Origin of the sequence: Pyxidicoccus xibeiensis (assembly GCF_024198175.1) — a bacterium.
Lineage (GTDB): Bacteria > Myxococcota > Myxococcia > Myxococcales > Myxococcaceae > Myxococcus > Myxococcus xibeiensis.
On record NZ_JAJVKV010000009.1, the window covers coordinates 82,994 to 101,599 of the forward strand.

General features: G+C 70.1%; 11 protein-coding genes. 4 read left to right on the forward strand and 7 right to left on the reverse strand.

The genetic code is table 11. The annotated features are described in order from the left end of the window. The first annotated feature begins 33 nt into the window (after positions 1 to 33). Positions 34 to 663 (forward strand): MlaC/ttg2D family ABC transporter substrate-binding protein, encoded by a 630-nt coding sequence (locus LXT23_RS33250; RefSeq protein WP_253984405.1) that lies wholly within the window; start codon positions 34 to 36, stop codon positions 661 to 663. Between the two features lie 96 nt (positions 664 to 759). Here the strand turns inward: LXT23_RS33250 and LXT23_RS33255 are convergent, their stop codons facing one another. The 3 genes from LXT23_RS33255 to LXT23_RS33265 are packed head-to-tail and all read right to left on the reverse strand — an operon-like array spanning position 760 to position 4,522. Beyond that, complete coding sequence (locus LXT23_RS33255; RefSeq protein ID WP_253984406.1) at positions 760 to 1,761, reverse strand: NAD-dependent epimerase/dehydratase family protein; 1,002 nt, start codon at positions 1,759 to 1,761, stop codon at positions 760 to 762. 18 nt (positions 1,762 to 1,779) lie between these two features. Continuing rightward, on the reverse strand, positions 1,780 to 2,955 hold the full coding sequence (locus LXT23_RS33260) for a GNAT family N-acetyltransferase (RefSeq protein WP_253984407.1): 1,176 nt from the start codon (positions 2,953 to 2,955) through the stop codon (positions 1,780 to 1,782). Positions 2,956 to 2,962: 7 nt separating this feature from the next. Next, complete coding sequence (locus LXT23_RS33265; protein WP_253984408.1) at positions 2,963 to 4,522, reverse strand: aminotransferase class I/II-fold pyridoxal phosphate-dependent enzyme; 1,560 nt, start codon at positions 4,520 to 4,522, stop codon at positions 2,963 to 2,965. Positions 4,523 to 4,947: 425 nt separating this feature from the next. Between LXT23_RS33265 and LXT23_RS33270 the strand changes: the two genes are divergently transcribed. The 3 genes from LXT23_RS33270 to LXT23_RS33280 are packed head-to-tail and all read left to right on the forward strand — an operon-like array spanning position 4,948 to position 9,671. After that, a complete protein-coding gene (locus tag LXT23_RS33270) occupies positions 4,948 to 7,458 on the forward strand; it encodes an efflux RND transporter permease subunit (RefSeq protein WP_253984409.1) in 2,511 nt (836 codons plus the stop codon). Beyond that, the gene (locus tag LXT23_RS33275) at positions 7,455 to 8,432 is read left to right on the forward strand and encodes a phosphatase PAP2 family protein (RefSeq protein ID WP_253984410.1); all 978 of its coding nucleotides are present in this window, start codon (positions 7,455 to 7,457) and stop codon (positions 8,430 to 8,432) included. Before LXT23_RS33270 ends, LXT23_RS33275 begins: the two co-directional genes overlap by 4 nt. A 45-nt stretch (positions 8,433 to 8,477) precedes the next feature. After that, positions 8,478 to 9,671 carry an aminotransferase class I/II-fold pyridoxal phosphate-dependent enzyme gene (locus tag LXT23_RS33280; RefSeq protein WP_253984411.1) on the forward strand — a complete coding sequence of 398 codons (1,194 nt, stop codon included), beginning with the start codon at positions 8,478 to 8,480 and terminating at the stop codon, positions 9,669 to 9,671. A gap of 19 nt (positions 9,672 to 9,690) precedes the next feature. On the opposite strand, the gene LXT23_RS33285 is transcribed toward LXT23_RS33280, so the two are convergent. The 4 genes from LXT23_RS33285 to LXT23_RS33300 form a co-directional block, all read right to left on the reverse strand. Then, the gene (locus LXT23_RS33285) at positions 9,691 to 13,158 is read right to left on the reverse strand and encodes a methylmalonyl-CoA mutase family protein (RefSeq protein ID WP_253984412.1); all 3,468 of its coding nucleotides are present in this window, start codon (positions 13,156 to 13,158) and stop codon (positions 9,691 to 9,693) included. Between the two features lie 75 nt (positions 13,159 to 13,233). Beyond that, positions 13,234 to 14,217: a methylmalonyl Co-A mutase-associated GTPase MeaB gene (meaB, locus tag LXT23_RS33290; protein ID WP_253984413.1), complete on the reverse strand. Its 984-nt coding sequence runs from the start codon at positions 14,215 to 14,217 to the stop codon at positions 13,234 to 13,236. Next, positions 14,214 to 16,400 (reverse strand): methylmalonyl-CoA mutase, encoded by a 2,187-nt coding sequence (gene scpA, locus LXT23_RS33295; protein WP_253984414.1) that lies wholly within the window; start codon positions 16,398 to 16,400, stop codon positions 14,214 to 14,216. The genes meaB and scpA overlap by 4 nt, the downstream gene beginning before the upstream one ends. Further along, entirely contained in the window at positions 16,400 to 18,289 is a 1,890-nt protein-coding gene (locus LXT23_RS33300; protein ID WP_253984415.1) for a methylmalonyl-CoA mutase subunit beta, read from the reverse strand. Before LXT23_RS33300 ends, scpA begins: the two co-directional genes overlap by 1 nt. Between the last annotated feature and the right edge of the window lie 317 nt (positions 18,290 to 18,606).

Here is an 18,606-nt window from a genome sequence, read left to right on the forward strand (position 1 = left end):
GTCTCTAGCGTTCGCCACTACGGAGCCGAAAACATGATTGCATCCCTGCTCGCAGCCACCCTGCTTGCCGCCGCGCCGGCCAGCCCGCTCTCGGTCGTAAAGACCGGGAATGCGGACGTGCAGAAGGCCGCCAATGCGCCGGGCGCCACCGTCCAGTCGCTCGCCACCGTCGTGGAGAAGTTCGTCGACTTCGAGGAGCTCGCGAAGCGGGCGCTCGGGGAGAAGGCGTGGACGGGCCTCACGGCCGCCCAGCGCAAGGAGTTCACGGACACCATGACGGGCCTCCTGCGCGCCTCGTACGCCCAGAAGGCCATTGGCCAGGCCCAGGCGGAGGTGAAGTACGGCAAGGAGGCCGTGGAGGGGAACGAGGCCACGGTCAACACCACCCTCACGGTGAAGAAGGACCAGCTCCCCGTCGACTACAAGCTGTACCGCACCAGCGCGAAGGGTGAGTGGCGCATCTACGACGTCATCACCGACGAGGTGTCCCTCGTGTCGACGTACAGCGGCCAGTTCCGCAAGCTGCTCGCCGACAAGGGCTTCGACGGCCTGCTCACCACCCTGAAGAGCAAGCGGGCACAGCTGGAGAAGGAGAACGCGGCGCAGTCCACCAAGGGTGGCGCGGCGGCCCCGGCGGCTCCCGCGGCCGGCAAGGGAGGCTGACGCTTCCCGCGCCCCAGGCGTGGCTCGAGGCCGGGCGGTCCTCCCCGAGAGGGAAGGGCGGTCCGGCCTTCGTGTTTCAGGAGGCCTGGCGGGCCCTCAGCGACCGCCAGCCTGGTGGTACGCGGCCAGCGTGCCGACGATGCCCTCCGCCAGCGGAATCGTAGGAGCGAAGCCCAGCTCACGGGAGGCCCGCTCGGTGGTGCACGTCCACGCGGCCGCCGTCATCTCCCGGACCTTGTCCCGGTTGAGGATGGGGACGGTGCCCTTGAGGCGGGCCACGGCCTCCGAGTACAGGCCAATCATGTAACCGATGGTGTCCGGCACCGGTACCACCGTGGGGCGGCGGCGGCCGAGGGCGCCGGCCAGCGCCCCGCAGACGTCCTCCCAGGTGTACTCCGCGCCGTCCGACACCGTGTAGGCCCCCCGGGCGGGGTCGTCCTTGCTGAGCGTGGCGCCGCGCTCGGCGGCGGCGAGCAGCGCGGTGCACAGGTCATCCACGTGGATGAGCGAGTAGCGCTTGGGCCCGAAGCCACTCTTGATGGCCAGGCCCTTCTTCGCCATGGGCAGCATGGAGGGAAGGAACTCCGTGTCCCCCGGCCCGTAGACGATGGGCGGCCGGACGATGACGGAGGGCACCCGGTCCGCGTACTCGCGCACCGCCACCTCGCCGCCCAGCTTGCTGCGGCCATAGATGGAGACGGGGGCCGGAGGGTCCTCCTCGCGCCGGGGACGCTCGGGCGTGGACGGGCCGGCGGCGGCCAGGGACGAGCAGTAGACGAGCCGGGGCGGGTGGGGCAGGGCGGCCATGGCCTCCACCACGCGGCGGGTGCCGTTGGCGTTGCCCTCGAAGTAGCCGGCCGGCTGGCGGGCCTTGGTGACGCCCGCCAGGTGCAGCACGCAGTCCACGTCGCGCACGGCCTCGGCGAGCCCCTCGCCCGTCGTCAGGTCCCCCACCGCGAAGCGGGCGCCCAGGGCCTCCAGGACCTCGCGGCGCGAGCTGGCCCGCACCAGGACGGTCAGGGTGTCACCGCGCTCGATGATACGGCGCGCGAGCCGCTGGCCGATGAAGCCGGTGCCACCGGTGAGCAGGAAACGCAATGGGGACTCCGTGAGGGGTTACAGCGGGCGCTGGTAGACGCGGTACGTCTTCGAGCGCTGGGCGCCCATGGACTCGATGGCGCGGTTGACGAGGTGGTTGTCCTCCAGCGTCCAGGAGATTTCACCACCCACGTAGCCCAGCGCCTTCGCGGTGCGCAGCGTGTCCAGGTAGAGGATGGCGTCCAGGCCGCGGCGCCGGTAGCCCTCCTTGATGCCGAGGATGATGAGGCGCAGGCGGTTGATGCGCCGCGAGGCCAGCAGCAGCTTCGCCAGGCCGATGGGCAGGCCGAAGTGCGTGAGGCGCCCGTTGGCGGCCCGGATGGCCTGGTTCGCATCGGGCACGGTGAGGGAGAACGCCACCGGCTCGCCCTTCACCTCGGCCACCAGCGCCAGCTCCGGCCGGACGATGGCCTTCAGGTCCTTGGCGAGGTGGTCGAACTCAGCGTCCGTGAAGGGGACGAAGCCCCAGTTCTTCTCCCAGGCGGAGTTGTAGATGGAGCGGATGCGCTCCACCTCGGCGGCCAGGTCCTTCATGTTGACCGGGCGCACGGTGACGCCCTCGCGCTGGCGGATCTTCTCCGCGATGCGGACGACCTTCTCCGGAGGCGACGCGGACGAGGACAGCTCGAAGGCGTAGAGGTCCTTCGCCTTCGTCAGCCCGCACGTCTCCAGCAGCGCGGAGTAGTAGGGCGGGTTGTGCGGCATCATGATGGCCGGCGGCGTGCCGTACCCGTCGATGAGCACGCCCCAGTCCTGGTTGGACGAGAAGTTGGCCGGCCCGAGCATCGAGTCCAGTCCCCGCTCGCGCAGCCACGCCGCCGCCGTGTCCAGCAGCACGCGAGCGATGCCCGCGTCATTCACGCACTCGAAGAGGCCGAAGAAGCCCTCCTTGGTGCCGTGCACCTCCTGGTAGCGCGGGTTGCGGATGGCCGCGATGCGCCCCACCACGGTGCCGCCCCGCCGTGCCAGGAACAGCTCCACCTCGCCGTACTCGAAGAAGGGGTTCTTCTTCGGGTCCAGGAAGTCCTTGCGCTCCATCTCCAGGGGCATGACCCAGTTCGGGTCATCCTTGTAGAGGCCGTACGGGAAGCGGATGAACTGCATCTTCTCCGCCCCGCCGCGCACGGGCGTCACCTTCACGTCCGAGGGCAGCGGCGGGAGCGAGGCGGAGGCAGGCTCGGCGGGGAGGGCCATGGGGGCGTCAGTTCCTGTCTTCCGTCTGGGCGCCGTTGGCACCGTTGGTGCCGTTGCGCATGAAGAAGTGGGCGCCCTTCTCCAGCAGCAGGCCCGGCAGCTCGCCGCGCTTCTCCCAGAGCTTCATCGGGGCGGTGCCCAGCTTGCGCAGGTCGTTCGGCTGCAGGTTGGCCGCGCGCCAGGTGAGCTGCTCCACCGCGTCGAAGAGCTTCCCGGCCACCTCGCGCGAGGACATCCGCGACAGCTGGTCCAGGGTGATGCCGCCCTTGTCCGCCAGCATGCCCGCGGAGCCCGCCGCCCACTTGTCGCTGGCCTTGTTGGACAGCACCCGCGTGCCCGGCCGGGCAATCTTCACCGGCTCGTACACCGCGGGGCGCGTCTCCGGAATCACGCTCAGCTTCCGGCCGATGGTCTCGAAGGTGTCCAGCACCCGGTCCAGCTGCGCGTCGGTGTGCGTGGCCATGTACGAGGTGCGGATGAGCGCATGGCCCGCCTCCACCGCCGGCGGAATCACCGGGTTGGCGAAGACGCCGGCCTCGTGCAGCGCCCGCCAGAAGCGGAAGCACTTCACCTGGTCGCCGATGTGCACCGGCACCACCGGCGTCACCGACACGCCCGTGTCGAAGCCCATGGCGCGGAAGCCGTTGTGCATCTTCTCGGCGATGTCCATCAGCCGCTCGCGGCGCTGCGGCTCCGCCTCAATGATCTCCAGCGCCTTGAGCGCCGCGGCGATGGACGCCGGCGTCATGGACGCGGAGAAGATGACCGAGCGCGACTTGTGCCGCATGTAGTTGATGACGTCGAACGGGCCCGCCAGCACGCCGCCCAGCGACGCGAAGCTCTTGGAGAACGTCCCCATGACGAGGTCCGTCTCCTTCTCCAGGCCGAAGTACTCCGACGTGCCGCGGCCCTTCTCGCCCAGCACGCCCATGGCGTGGGCGTCATCCGTCATCACCCGGGCGTTGTACTGCTTCGCCAGCTCGGTGATGCGGGGGAGGTTGCACAGGTCGCCCTCCATGGAGAAGACGCCGTCGGTGATGATGATCTTCCCCGCGTCCGCGTCCGCCTGGGACAGCAGCTGCTCCAGGTGGTCCATGTCGTTGTGGCGGAACTTGCGCTCGGTGGCGAAGGACAGGCGGATGCCGTCCACCAGCGACGCGTGGTTCTGCCGGTCGCTGAAGACGATGTCGTGACGGCCGAGGATGGACGCCAGCGCCAGGTTCGTCTGGAAGCCGGTGGAGATGACGATGGCGGCCTCGCGGTTGAGGAACTTCGCCAGCCGCGCCTCCAGCTCCTCGTGCAGCGCCAGCGTGCCGTTGAGCAGGCGCGAGCCCGAGCACGTGGTGCCGAACTTCTCCGTCGCCTTGATGGCGGCTTCCTTCACGCGCGGATCCGCGGAGAGGCCCAGGTAGTTGTTGGACCCCACCATGATGACGCGCTTGCCTTCGATCTCCACCTCGGTGGCGCCATGCGACGCTTCGATGGCCCGGAAGTACGGGTACAACCCCGTGGCTTTCGCGATGCGGTAGTCCTTCCAGTTACGGCATTTGTCGAAGACGTCACTCATGGGTGGCCGGTCTCTCTCTGGGCTGCGACGGGAGGGTGTTGCTGGGGGGGACAGCGGATTCCCGGTCGCCAACGCCCTTGCAGGGCTCGTTCCGACCTCGGGAAATCTGCGTCCAGCGACCTCCCACGGGGGACGCGGGGCGGTGAATAAAGAGGGTTAGCGACAGTGTCAAGGCGCGGACTGTTGCTCGGGGCCCGTCCAAGGCCCCCGGCCAGGCGGCCGGCTTGACAGCACCGCGACTTTGATGGCACGCCGCCGGCACACGTCCGTTGGCCAGTGGATACTGGAAACTGCCGTGTGCACATGGCTGCACGCCCGCCGGAGGGCCTCCGGGGGCTTGGAAGGTTTTGTCCGAGCCCATTGTTTGCGGGGGCCATTGACTGGCCGGGAATTTGCTTTCGCTGGCCTTCATCGAGGAGTGGACGGTGGCGAGGTCTCTGCGGCAGCAGTGGTTCGAGCGGTTCATCCAGACGGCGGTGTCACGGCCGTGGCAGGTCCTGCTCGCCTTCGCCCTGCTGGCGGCCGGAGGTATGGCGCTGGCGTCGCGGTTGGAGTTCCGCGGGTCGTTCGTGGAGCTGCTCCCCCAGGGTGCCCGGGAGGTCCAGGACCTGACACGGGTGTCAGAGAAGGCGGGCGGGGACGGGTACCTGGTCATCCTCGCCAAGGGGGACACCCCGGAGCGGCTGAAGGCCTACGCGGCCGAGCTGAAGGGCCGGCTGGAGGCCCTGCCGGAGGTCCGCTACGTCGAGCACAGCTATGACGTGGACTTCTTCCGCCGACACGGGCTGCTGCTGCTGCCCGCGGAGAAGCTGGCCGGGCTGCGCCAGGACCTGGAGGCGCGGGTGCGGTACGAGCGCCAGCAGGCCAACCCCTTCTACATCGACCTGGGGGCCACGCCGCCGCCGCCTGGCTTCGACGAGATTGCCCGGAAGCACGAGCCCAACGCGCCCATGAAGGAGTACCTGGCGAACGCGGACGGCTCGGAGGTCTACCTCATGCTCAAGCCGTCGGGGACGGCGGGGGACCTGGACTTCGCGCGGCGCTTCGTGGAGCTGGCCATGGGCACGGGCCGGACGCTGGCGTCGGAGCGCTTCCCCTCGGTGAAGCTGGAGGCCACGGGCAACTTCCAGAACCGCATCGAAGAGGACGCGGTGATGAAGAGCGACCTGGCGCGCGCGGGTATGCTGTCCGCGCTCATCGCCGTGGGGCTCATCCTGCTGGCCACCCGGCGCATCGCCGCGCTGGCGGTGGTGGGGCTGCCCGTGGTGGTGGGCCTGCTGATGACGTTCGGCATCGCCTGGCTCGTCATCGGCCACCTCAACGTGGTGACGGGCTTCCTGGTCGCCATCCTCATCGGCCTGGGCATCGAGTACGGCGTCCACCTGTGCATGCGCTACTGGGAGGAGCGGCGCGAGAAGTCCTCGCGTGACGCGCTGGCCGCGGCGGTGCGCGGGACGTTTGGCGGGGCCGTCACCTCGGCGGTGACGAACGCGGCGGCCTTCTTCGTGCTGCTGCTGGCGCAGTTCCACGCCTTCAACCAGTTCGGCTTCCTGGCCGGCCTGGGCGTGCTGCTGGCGGTGCTGGCGGCGTACGCGCTGGGGCCCTCGCTGCTGGCCATCGCCGAGCGGCTGCGCCCCGCGCGCCCGGACGCCGCCCCCGCTCCGGCCGGCGCGTCGTCCGTGCCCGTCATCGCGAAGCCGGCGCGCGAGTGGAAGCGCTGGCCCACGTCGGTCATCGCGGCGCTCGCGCTGTCGGTGGTGGGGTTCGCGGCGTTCTCCGTCGTCATCGCCCCTCGGCTGGGCTTCGAGACGGACATGCGGAAGCTGAAGGGGGACTCGCCGGCCTCGCGCCTGGACGACCACGTCACCGCGCAGCTGGGCCAGCCGCTCAACCCGGCCATCTTCCTGGTGGACGACGTGAAGCAGGCCGGGCAGGTGGAGGAGGTCATCGCGGAGGTGAAGCGCCGCAATGGCGATGACTCGGTGTTCCTGCGCACCGCGTCCCTCAACGACCTGGTGCCCACCGACCTGAAGCGGCGCGAGGAGGAGCTGTCTGGCATCCGCACGCTGCTGCAGGGCCTGCCGGCGTCGGCGCGCGACGACGCGCGGCTGAAGGACTTCGAGCGGATGCTGGAGGCGAAGCCGTACGGGCTCGACTCGCTGCCGGTGGAGGTGCGCCGCCGCTTCGAGGCCACGGACGGCAAGGGCACTTTCCTGCTGCTGTTCCCCTCGGTGTCCAACTACGACACGGAGGACCTGCGGCGCTGGGCGGCGCAGATCGACCAGGTGGTGGACGGAGCGAAGGCGCGCGGCATCGACATGTCCGTGCTGGACAGCAACCGCATCGCCGCCCGCATCTTCGCGCTGGTGCGCGGGGACGGTCCGCTCATCCTCTGGTCCGCGGCGGGCGTGGTGTTCTTCGTCATCCTCCTGAGCCTGCGCAGCTTCAAGCGCGCGCTGCTCGTCACCGGGCCGCTGTTCCTGGGCATGACGTGCCTGGCGGGCGGCATGTACCTGTTCGACGTGCAGCTCAACTTCATCAACGCGGTGGTGCTGCCGAACCTGCTCGCCATCGCCGTGGACAACTCCATCCACCTCTTCCACCGGTACGAAGAGGAGGGGCCCGGCTCGCTCGGCAAGGTGGTGCGCCACACGGGCCTGGCGGCGGTGGTGGCCACGCTGTCGAACGCGGCGGGCTACGGCGCGCTGCTCGTCGCCAACCACCAGGGCCTGCGCAGCATCGGTCAGATTGCGCTGCTGGGGGTCGTGTGCACCTTCTTGGGGACCACGGTCTTCTTCCCCGCGATGCTGGCGCTTCTGGAGCGCTGGAGCGGGCGGAAGGCCGTCGCCGCAGGGGAGGGTGCTGTCGTTCGAAGCCTCGAGCTGGGCGTGGCCGGCGCGAGCAGTGAGACGCCGGGGGAGCGGAAGTCAGCGTGAGTTCCTGGTCATTCCAGAGGTCTCGGGGCATCGAAGTGGTGCATCGCGAGCGAGAGGTCCAGGTCCGCCTGAACACGGTGGACCTCATCTGCCTGGTCTCCTGCTCACTGGGGGCGCTGGTGTGCGTGGGCCCGGCCCGCTGGGCGCCGGGGGCGCTGCACAACGCCGCGCTGTTCGCCTTCATGGCGGTGGGCCCGCTGGTCCTTCGCACGCTGGAGGCCATGTATCCGGGCCGCCGGGGCATCACCGTGCTGGCGGACTTCTGGTTGCTGCCGGTGGCGGTGCTGACGCACAGCTGGCTGTCGCCCATCGTGGACGCGCTCAACCCGCTCCTGAAGGACGCGCAGCTGGTGGCGGCGGACCAGCGGCTGTTCGGGTTCCAGGCGGCGGTGGAGCTGGCGCGGCTGGTGCCGCCCTGGCTCAACGACATCCTGATGGTCTGCTACTACGGCCACTTCGTCTGGCCGCTGGTGCTGGGCATCGCGCTCTACCGGCGCTCGCGGGGGCCGTCGTCCGACTTCGAGGAGTGCCTCACGGGCATGGGGTTGCTGTTCTTCCTCACCTACGCGGCCTACGCGATGGTGCCGGCGGTGGGGCCCCGCTACTTCCTCATCGGCTCGTTCGACGGGCCGCTGAAGGGCGCGGTGCTGACGCCGCTGCTGGACTCGGTGATGCGCACGCCGCTGTACGCGCGGGACTGCTTCCCGTCGGGCCACACCGGCACCACGCTGCTGGTCCTCTTCTACGCGTGGCGCTTCGCCCGGCGCCTCTTCTGGGTGATGCTGCTGCCGGGCATCGGCCTCATCATCGCCACGCTGGCGGGGCGCTTCCACTACGCCACGGACCTGGTGGCGGCAGTGCCCCTGGTCATGGTGGTGGCGGGGCTGGCGCTGGGGCTGTCCCGGGCCGCGCGGCAGCGCGAGGTCGTCAAGGGCGCGCGCTCGGTGCCAGTGGACGCTATCGTGCGTCCCTGAGCGCCGGCCTCACCCCGAGGGCCCGGCCAGGAGGAGCTTCCTTCCATGTCCAGGCCCGTGTCCGCGCAGCGCGTCACCCGGTTCGGCACCACCGTCTTCTCCGAGTTCAGCGCGCTGGCAGCGAAGCACGGCGCCGTCAACCTGGGGCAGGGGTTCCCGGACTTCGACGGGCCGGATGCCATCAAGGAGGCCGCGCAGCGCGCCATCCGTGACGGGGTGAACCAGTACGCCATCAGCATGGGCGCGAAGGACCTGCGGCTCGCCATCTCCGAGCACTCGGCGCGCTTCTACGGCCAGCAGGTGGACCCGGACACCATGGTGACCGTCACGAGCGGCGCCACCGAGGCCATCCTCGACGTGATGCTGGGGCTGGTGGACCCGGGCGACGAGGTGGTGGCCTTCGAGCCGTATTACGACTCGTACGACGCCAACATCACCTTCGTTGGCGCCACCCCGCGCTACGTGCCGCTGCGGCCGCCGGACGAGGCGCATCCGGAGTGGTGGTTCGACCGGGACGAGGTGCGCGCCGCGTTCGGCCCGCGCACGCGGCTGCTCATCCTCAACTCGCCGCACAACCCCACGGGCAAGGTCTTCACCCGCGAGGAGCTGGAGTTCCTGGCCGCGCTCTGCGTCGAGCACGACGTGAAGGTGCTGTCGGACGAGGTCTACGAGCACATCGTCTTCGCGCCGGCGAAGCACGTGCGCCCGGCCACGCTGCCGGCGCTGGCGGACCGCACCGCGACGGTGAGCAGCGCGGGGAAGACGTTCAGCCTCACGGGGTGGAAGATTGGCTGGGTGATTGCGCCTCCGCCGCTGCGGGACGCCGTGCAGCGCGCGCACCAGTTCGTGACGTTCGCCACCGCGTCGCCCCTGCAGGCGGCCATGGCTGCGGCGCTACGGCTGCCGGACGCGTACTTCGCGGAGCTGACGGCGACGTACACGGCGAAGCGGGAGCGGCTGCTGAGCGGGCTGCGCGAGGCGGGGCTGACGGCGTATGCGCCGCAGGGCAGCTATTTCATCCTCGCGGACATTGCCCGGTACGGCTTCCCGGACGACATCGCGTTCTGCCGGCACCTGGTGTCGGAGGTGGGCGTGGCAGCGATTCCTCCGAGCGTCTTCTACGGCCCGGAGCACCGTCACCTGGGCCAGAAGCTGGCCCGCTTCGCCTTCTGCAAGACGGAAGGCGTGCTGGACGAGGCCGTGCGGCGCCTGCGCGCGAAGCTGACGCCGGGGCGCTGAGGCTCAACCCCCGGCGGCGCTACATGTTCCGCCGGTATTGGCCGCCCACGTCGTACAGCGCGCGGGACAGCTGGCCCAGCGTGCACACCTTGCACGCGTCCATCAGCGCGGCGAACACGTTGCCGTTGTCCAGCGCGGCGCGGCGCACCGCCTCCAGCGCCTTCGTGGCCGTCGCCTCGTTGCGCTTGCGGAAGGCGTCGCGCGAGGAGATGGCGTAGTCCTTCTCCTCCTTCGTCGCGCGAATCACCTCCGGTGGCTGCACGGTGGGCGAGCCCTTCGGGTCCAGGAAGGTATTCACCCCGATGATGGGCAGCGTCCCGTCGTGCTTCAGCGTCTCGTAGTAGAGCGACTCCTCCTGGATCTTCGAGCGCTGGTACATGCGCTCCATGGCGCCCAGCACGCCGCCGCGCTCGGAGATGGCGCGGAACTCCGTCAGCACCGCCGCCTCCACCAGGTCCGTCAGCTCCTCGACGATGAACGAGCCCTGGTTGGGGTTCTCGTTCTTCGACAGGCCGAACTCCTTGTTGATGACCAGCTGGATGGCGAGCGCCCGCCGTACACTCTCTTCGGTGGGCGTGGTGATGGCTTCGTCATACGCGTTGGTGTGCAGGGAGTTGCAGTTGTCGTTGAGCGCCAGCAGCGCCTGCAGCGTGGTGCGGATGTCGTTGAAGGCAATCTCCTGCGCGTGCAGGGAGCGGCCGGAAGTCTGGATGTGGTACTTCAGCTTCTGCGAGCGGTCGTTGCCGTTGTACTTGTCGCGGATGGCCTTGGCCCAGATGCGGCGCGCCACGCGGCCGAGCACCGTGTACTCGGGGTCCATGCCGTTCGAGAAGAAGAACGACAGGTTGGGCGCGAAGTCGTCGATGTCCATCCCGCGCGACAGGTAGTACTCGACGAAGGTGAAGCCGTTGGCCAGCGTGAAGGCCAGCTGGGAGATGGGGTTCGCCCCGGCCTCCGCGATGTGGTACCCGGAGATGGACACCGAGTAGAAGTTCCGCACCTTCTGGTCGATGAAGTACTGCTGGATGTCGCCCATGACGCGCAGGGCGAACTCGGTGGAGAAGATGCAGGTGTTCTGCGCCTGGTCCTCCTTGAGGATGTCCGCCTGCACGGTGCCACGCACCGACTGCAACGTCTTCGCGCGGATCTTCTCGTACACCTCGCGCGGCAGCACCTCGTCACCGGACACGCCCAGCAGCAGCAGGCCCAGCCCGTCGTTTCCCGCGGGCAGGTCGCCCTGGTAGCGCGGACGGGGCAGGCCGCGCTCGCGGTAGATGGCGTCGATCTTCTTCTCCACCGCCTCCACCTGGCCGTTCTCGCGGATCCACTTCTCGCACTGCTGGTCCACGGCGGCGTTGAGGAAGAAGCCCAGCAGCATGGGCGCCGGGCCGTTGATGGTCATCGACACGGACGTGGACGGGTCCGCCAGGTCGAAGCCCGAGTAGAGCTTCTTCGCGTCGTCCACGTTGGCGATGGACACGCCCGAGTTGCCCACCTTGCCGTAGATGTCCGGCCGGTGGTCCGGGTCCTCGCCGTACAGCGTCACGGAGTCGAACGCGGTGGACAGGCGCTTCGCGGGCAGGCCGCGTGACACGTAGTGGAAGCGCTTGTTGGTGCGCTCCGGGCCGCCCTCGCCGGCGAACATACGGGCGGGGTCCTCGCCCTCGCGCTTGAGCGGGAAGACGCCCGCGGTGAACGGGAAGGCGCCCGGGGCATTCTCACGCAGGAGCCAGGTGAGGATGTCGCCCCAGTCCTCGTAGCGGGGCAGGGCAATCTTCGGGATGCGCAGGTGCGAGAGGGACTCGGTGTAGAGGTCCAGCTCGATGACGCGATCTCTCACCTGGTACTGGTACTTCGCCGCCGCGTAGCGCCGCTTCGTCGCCGGCCACTCGGCCAGCAGGCGCCGGCAGTCCGGGTGCAGGCGGCTCTCCAGGTCCTGGTACAGCGCCACCAGCTCGCCCAGGTACGCGGGCTCGCCCTCCACGCGCTCGGTCACCTGCACCACGTCGGTGGTGTCCTTGGGCTCGACGATCTCCAGGCGCTTCTTGCCCACGTTGGCGCGCAGGGCCTGGATGGTGCCGTGCAGTTGGTACATGCGCCGGGCGATGGCGGCCTGGGCGCGCACGAAGCCGTCATAGGCTTCGCACGTCTCGACAATCTCCGCGAGGTAGCGCGTGCGCTCCGGCGGGATGATCCACTTCTTCTCGCTCATCCCAGGGGTGAGCTCGAAATGGGACTGGAGCGGCGCGCCCGTCTTCTTCACCAGCGCGTCCATGATGGCCCGGTACAGCTGGTTCATCCCCGGGTCGTTGAACTGCGAGGCGATGGTGCCGTGTACTGGCACCGCGTCGTCGGCGAGGGTGAAGGCGTTGTGGTTGCGCTTCCACTGCTTGCGCACGTCGCGCAGCGCGTCCAGCGAGCCGCGCTTGTCGAACTTGTTGATGGCGATGACGTCCGCGAAGTCGAGCATGTCGATCTTCTCGAGCTGCGTCGCCGCGCCGTACTCGGCCGTCATCACGTAGAGCGACACGTCCGAGTGCTCGGTGATCTCGGTGTCCGACTGGCCGATGCCGGACGTCTCCACGACGATGAGGTCGAAGCCCGCCGCCTTGCACACCTCGATGGAGTGGGCCACGTGCCGCGACAGGGCCAGGTTGCTCTGCCGCGTGGCCATCGACCGCATGTAGACGCGCGAGCTGTCGATGGAGTTCATCCGGATGCGGTCACCGAGGAGCGCGCCGCCGGACTTGCGCTTGGACGGGTCCACGGAGAGCACGGCGAGCGTCTTGTCCGGGAAGTCGGCGAGGAAGCGGCGCACCAGCTCGTCCACGAGGCTGGACTTGCCCGCGCCGCCGGTGCCGGTGATGCCAAGCACGGGCACCCGGGGCGCGTCCACATGCGCTTCCGCCATGGCCTTGCGCAGCTCCTCACCGGCGTCCGCGAAGTTCTCCGCGATGGTGATGAGCGAGGCGATGCGGTCCGCCTCGCGGGGCAGGGGCCTGGCGACCAGGGGCTTGAAGTCCGGCTGACGCTTCTCGAAGTCGCACTTGGAGATGAGGTCGTCGATCATCCCCTGCAGGCCCATGGCCCGGCCGTCGTCCGGCGAGTAGATGCGGGTGACGCCGTACTTGTGCAGCTCCTCGATCTCCGAGGGGAGGATGGTGCCGCCGCCACCGCCGAACACCTTGATGTCCGCGCCGCGCTCGCGCAGCAGGTCGATCATGTACTTGAAGTACTCGACGTGGCCGCCCTGGTAGGAGGTGATGGCGATGCCCTGGGCGTCCTCCTGGATGGCACAGTCGACGATTTCCGCCACGGAGCGGTTGTGGCCCAGGTGGATGATCTCCGCGCCAGACGCCTGCATCAGGCGGCGCATCACGTTGATGGCGGCGTCATGCCCGTCGAACAGGCTGGCGGCCGTGACGATGCGGACGTGGAAGCGGGGCTTGTAGGGCTGGGGAGGGGTGGTCGGCTGAGCGTGTCGCACGCGCGTACACTAGAAGTGCGATGCGGGGCCGGCAAGCGATTGAGACGGCGTGTGCCCGCCGGACGACGCGGGCTGTCAGGCCGGTAAACGAGGCAGGAAGGCGCCTAGTACACGCAGTGCGGCCGAGGTGGGCGTCGCGCGCCCTTCACGTACGTCCCCCTCCAGCGTCGGCACCAGGGCGGAGACCTCGGGGTGCGCTCGCAGGGCCGACCGCAGGCCGTCATGCACCATGGCCCACATCCAACCGACCTGCTGCTCCTTGCGGCGGCGCGACAGCTCGCCCGACGCAGCGCGCCGCGAGATGTGGGTGGCCACCGAGTCCCACAGCGTGTCGATGCCGAGGCCCTCCAGCGCGCTGCACGTGGTGACCACCGGCTCCGCGCCCGGCCGCATGAGGTGCAGTGCGGCCCGGTACTCGGCGCGGGCCCGCTCGGCGCGGGGCGCGTTGTCGCCATCCGCCTTGTTGATGGCGACCATGTCCGCCACCTCGAGGATGCCGCGCTTGATGCCCTGCAGCTCATCACCCGCGCCCGCGAGCATCAGCACCAGGTAGAAGTCGACCAGCTCCGCGACGACGGTCTCGGACTGGCCCACGCCCACCGTCTCCACCAGCACCACGTCGAAGCCCGCGGCCTCGCACAGGAGCAGCGTCTCGCGTGTCTTGCGCGCCACGCCGCCCAGGGTGCCGCTGGAGGGGCTGGGGCGGATGTACGCCGAGGGCTCGCGCGCCAGCCGGGACATGCGCGTCTTGTCGCCCAGGATGCTGCCACCGGAGATGCTGCTGGACGGGTCGATGGCGAGCACCGCCACCTTGCTGCCCCGTCCCACCAGGTGCATGCCCAGCGCGTCGATGAAGGTGCTCTTGCCCACGCCGGGCACGCCGCTGATGCCCACGCGCTGGCTGTTGCCCGTGTGGGGCAGCAGGCGCGTGAGGACCTCCTGGGCGAGCGCGGCGTGGCGCGGGTGCTCGCTCTCCACCAGGGTGATGGCGCGGGCGAGCACGGCGCGGTCCCCGGCGCGGACGCCGTCCACGTAGGTGTCCGCGGGCAGCAGCTTCACGCCGCCTCCAGCTCGAGGGAGAGCTTGTCGAGCAGCTCGATGGCGGCCTTCGAGATGACGGTGCCGGGCCCGAAGATGGCGGCGGCGCCGGCGGCCCTCAGCGCGTCGTAGTCCTGGGTCGGAATCACGCCGCCCACGACGACCATGATGTCCTCGCGGCCCAGCTTCTTCAGCGCCTGCTTCAGCTCCGGCACCAGCGTGAGGTGACCGGCGGCGAGCGAGCTGGCGCCCACCACGTGCACGTCGTTCTCCACCGCCTGGCGCGCGGATTCCTCGGGCGTCTGGAAGAGGGGACCGATGTCCACGTCGAAGCCCAGGTCGGCGAAGGCCGTCGCGATGACCTTCTGCCCGCGGTCATGCCCGTCCTGACCCATCTTCGCGATGAGGATGCGCGGCCGGCGGCCGAAGCGCGCCAGGAAGGCGTCCGCCTTCGCCCGCGCGTCGGCGATGCCGCCCGCCGAGCCGGCCTCGGCCGAGTAGATTCCGGAGATGCTTCGCACGGTGGCCTCGTAGCGCCCGAAGACCTTCTCGAGCGCGTCGCTGATCTCCCCCACGGTGGCCTTGGCCCGCGCCGCGTCGATGGCGAGCGCCAGCAGGTTGCCCTCGTTGCGCCGGCCCGCCTCGGTGAGCGCGTCCAGGCGGCGGCGGACGTCCTCGGCGTTGCGCTCGGCGCGCAGCTCGCGCAGCCGGGCCACCTGCGCCTCGCGCACCGCGGAGTTGTCCACCTTGAGGATCTCGATGCGGTCTTCACGCTCGGGCGGGTATTTATTCACTCCGATGATGGCCTGTCGCCCGGAGTCGATGCGCGCCTGGGTGCGCGCGGCGGCCTCCTCGATGCGCAGCTTGGGCAGGCCGGCTTCGATGGCCTTCGTCATGCCGCCCAGGGCTTCCACTTCCTGGATATGGGCCCAGGCCTTGTGCGCCAGCTCCTGGGTGAGGCGCTCCACGTAGTAGCTGCCGCCCCACGGGTCGATGACGCGCGTGGTGCCACTCTCCAGCTGGAGGTACAGCTGCGTGTTGCGGGCGATGCGCGCGCTGAAGTCGGTGGGCAGCGCAATCGCCTCGTCCAGCGAGTTGGTGTGCAGGCTCTGCGTGTGCCCCTGGGTGGCGGCCATGGCCTCCACGCAGGTGCGCACCACGTTGTTGTAGACGTCCTGCGCGGTGAGGCTCCAGCCGGACGTCTGGCAGTGGGTGCGCAGCGCCAGGCTCTTGTCGCTCTTGGGGGAGAAGCCCTTGAGCAGGTGGGCCCACAGGAGGCGGGCCGCGCGAAGCTTGGCCACCTCCATGAAGAAGTTCATCCCGATGGCCCAGAAGAACGACAGGCGGGGAGCGAAGGCGTCCACGTCCAGGCCGGCGGCGAGCCCCGCGCGGATGTACTCGACACCGTCCGCGAGCGTGTAGCCCAGCTCCAGGTCCTGCGACGCGCCGGCCTCCTGCATGTGGTAGCCGCTGATGCTGATGCTGTTGAAGCGCGGCATCCGCTCCGCCGTGAAGCGGAAGATGTCCCCGACGATGCGCATCGAGGGACCGGGCGGATAGATGTACGTGTTGCGGACCATGAACTCCTTGAGGATGTCGTTCTGGATGGTCCCGCTGAGCTGCTCGGGGCGCACGCCCTGCTCCTCGGCCGCGACCACATAGAGCGCGAGGATGGGGAGGACGGCGCCGTTCATCGTCATGGACACACTCATCTGGTCGAGCGGAATCCGGTCGAACAGGATGCGCATGTCCTTGATGGAGTCGATGGCCACGCCGGCCATGCCCACGTCACCCGCGACGCGCGGGTGGTCGCTGTCGTAGCCCCGGTGCGTGGCGAGGTCGAAGGCGATGGACAGGCCCTTCTGCCCGGCCGCGAGGTTGCGGCGGTAGAAGGCGTTGGAGGCCTCGGCGGTGGAGAAGCCCGCGTACTGGCGGACCGTCCACGGCTGCTGCACGTACATGGTGGCGTACGGGCCGCGCACGAAGGGCGGCAGGCCGGGCAGCGAGCCCAGGTGCGCCACACCCTCCAGGTCCTCGGGCGTGTAGAGCGGCTTGACGGGGATGCCCTCGGGCGTGTCCCAGCGCTCGGCCGCGCGGGTGGCCTCGCGCGCGTGGCGCAGCTGCGCGTCACGCACGGCGGGGGAGGGCTGCGTCTCGGGAGCGTCGAAGGCGACGCGGGAGAAGTCGGGGACGTTGGAGCGCATCAGGCCACTCCCAGGTGGGTGTGCAGCGTCTTGAGGAGCTGGAACAGGTCGGCCCCCGCGGAGATGAACAGGTCCACGCCTGCCGCGCGGAAGGCGGCCTCGTGGTCACCCGGCCGGCCGGCCACGGCCACCGCGCGAGCGCCGCGAGCCTTGAGGGCCTGCGCGAGTGCGGGCACCTGGTCCGGGTAGAGCGTGTCCGGTCCGGAGATGATGGCGAGCGGAGTGCCCGCGGCGACGAAGGCCTGGGCCGCATGGGCCGCGTCCGGGAAGTCGCGCTGCTCGACGGTCTCGATGCCGCCCACGGCCAGCGCGTTGGTGACCCACATCGAGCGGACGGTGTGCTCCGCCACGGTGCCCAGGCTCACCATGAAGGCGCGCGGGCGGGTGCCGGACAGGCCCAGGTGCCTGTCGCTCGCGTCGCGCAGGGACTCGAAGGCTTCCGCCATGCGCACGGGGCGCAGCGGCGCGAAGCCGCCCTCGGCGACCGCCACGGAGACAGGGGTGGGGTGCGGCTCGCGGTGCACGGGCGTCTCGCCCAGGTGGGGGAACTCGCTGACGCCCACCATCGGCAGGCGCCGGCTGCGCACGGCCTTGTCGCGCGCGGCGACCGTCTCCGCGAGCACGCGGGCCACGTCGCCCTGCACGAGCGCGCGTGTCATGCCGCCCAGCGACTCGATGCGCTGCAGCTCCGCCCAGGCCGCGCGAGCGATTTCGCCCGTGAGCTGCTCCAGGTAGTAGCTGCCGCCGGCGGGGTCCGCGACGCGGTTGAGGCTGGACTCGTCGCGCAGGATGAGCTGCGTGTTGCGCGCGAGCCGCCGGCCCTGCTCGTCCGACGCGCCCAGGGGCTCGTCGAAGGGGGAGGTGCTCACGCTGTCCGCGCCTCCGATGACGGCGGCGAAGGACTCCGACGTGGCGCGCAGGATGTTCACCCACGGGTCCCGCTTCGTCTTGGTGGCGCTGGCGGTGCGCGCGTGCAGCACCATGGCCTGGGCCTCGGGAGGACCGCCGGACGCGGCGACGACCTTGGACCAGAGCAGCCGCGCCGCGCGCAGCCGCGCAATCTCCGGGAAGAACTGTCCGCCCACCGACAGCGCGAACTGCATCGAGCGCCCCGCGTCTCCGGCGGACACGCCCGCGCGCTCCAGCTCGCGCAGGTACTCCACGCCGGTGGCGATGGCCCACGCCAGCTCCTGCACGGGCGTGGCGCCCGCGTCCGCCCAGGCACGCGAGGACACCAGCAGCGCCCGCAGGCCCGGCGCTTCCTTCAGCAGCGACGTCACGATGGGCGCGGCCCGGGCGAGCGTCCCCGCCACGTCCACCTTCGCCGCACCCGCGCGAGCCATGGCGCCGATGGGGTCGATGCCCAGGCTGCCACGCAGGGCCGTGCGAGGAACACGCAGCGCCTCCGCGACCTGGAGCAGGAGGGACGCGGGGGTGAGCACGTCGCGCGCCGGCTCCAGGTGCACGGGCGTGCGCTCCAGCGGGACGTGCGCGAGGAGCCGCTCCATCGCGGCCTGGTCCTTCACGTCCACGCCGTGCGGCGCGTCCAGCAACACCCAGACGCCCTGGGCGCCACGCTCCAGGTCATCACGGAGGGCCGCGGCGGTGGTGGCCACGTCGGTGCCGGCGTACTCCTGGCACACCGTCCAACCGCCCTCGGTGTGGCCGAGCGGATGGGTGCCCCGCACGTACGGCGCGACGCCCGGGGGCTCCACGGGGGAGGGGGCATCCTGGGGCGTGTAGAGCGGCTGGAGGGACAGGCCACCTTCCAGGCTCGACTGGAGTGTGGAGAAGGGCTTGCCCTTCAGGTCCTTCTCCACGAGCCGACGCCACGCGTCGAGCGACGGCGGCGGGAAGTCGGCGGCGGAGGGGGGAGGCACTTGCGACATGCTGCGTCCTCGCGGGGATGTGGAGGCGTCATGCCCCGGAGGGCAGCACCGTGCCCATCCCATAGGCGCAATGCCTGCCCGGGGCAATGGGCTGATGCGCGCGGTGATGGGTTTTGCTGAGGCCGCGTAGCAGCGCTACTCCCACCTGAATGGGCGCGGGGTGGGGTGCGCATGCCCCTGCCAGGCGGCCTTGCTTCTGCACGAGTGGGCGCAGCATGCCGGGACGTTGGCGTGGAGCGTTACTTCTGCACGAGTGGAAGCACGCGGCGGTACCGGAGGCCTCACTTCTGCTTGAGTGGAAGCAGCACTCCGGTCCC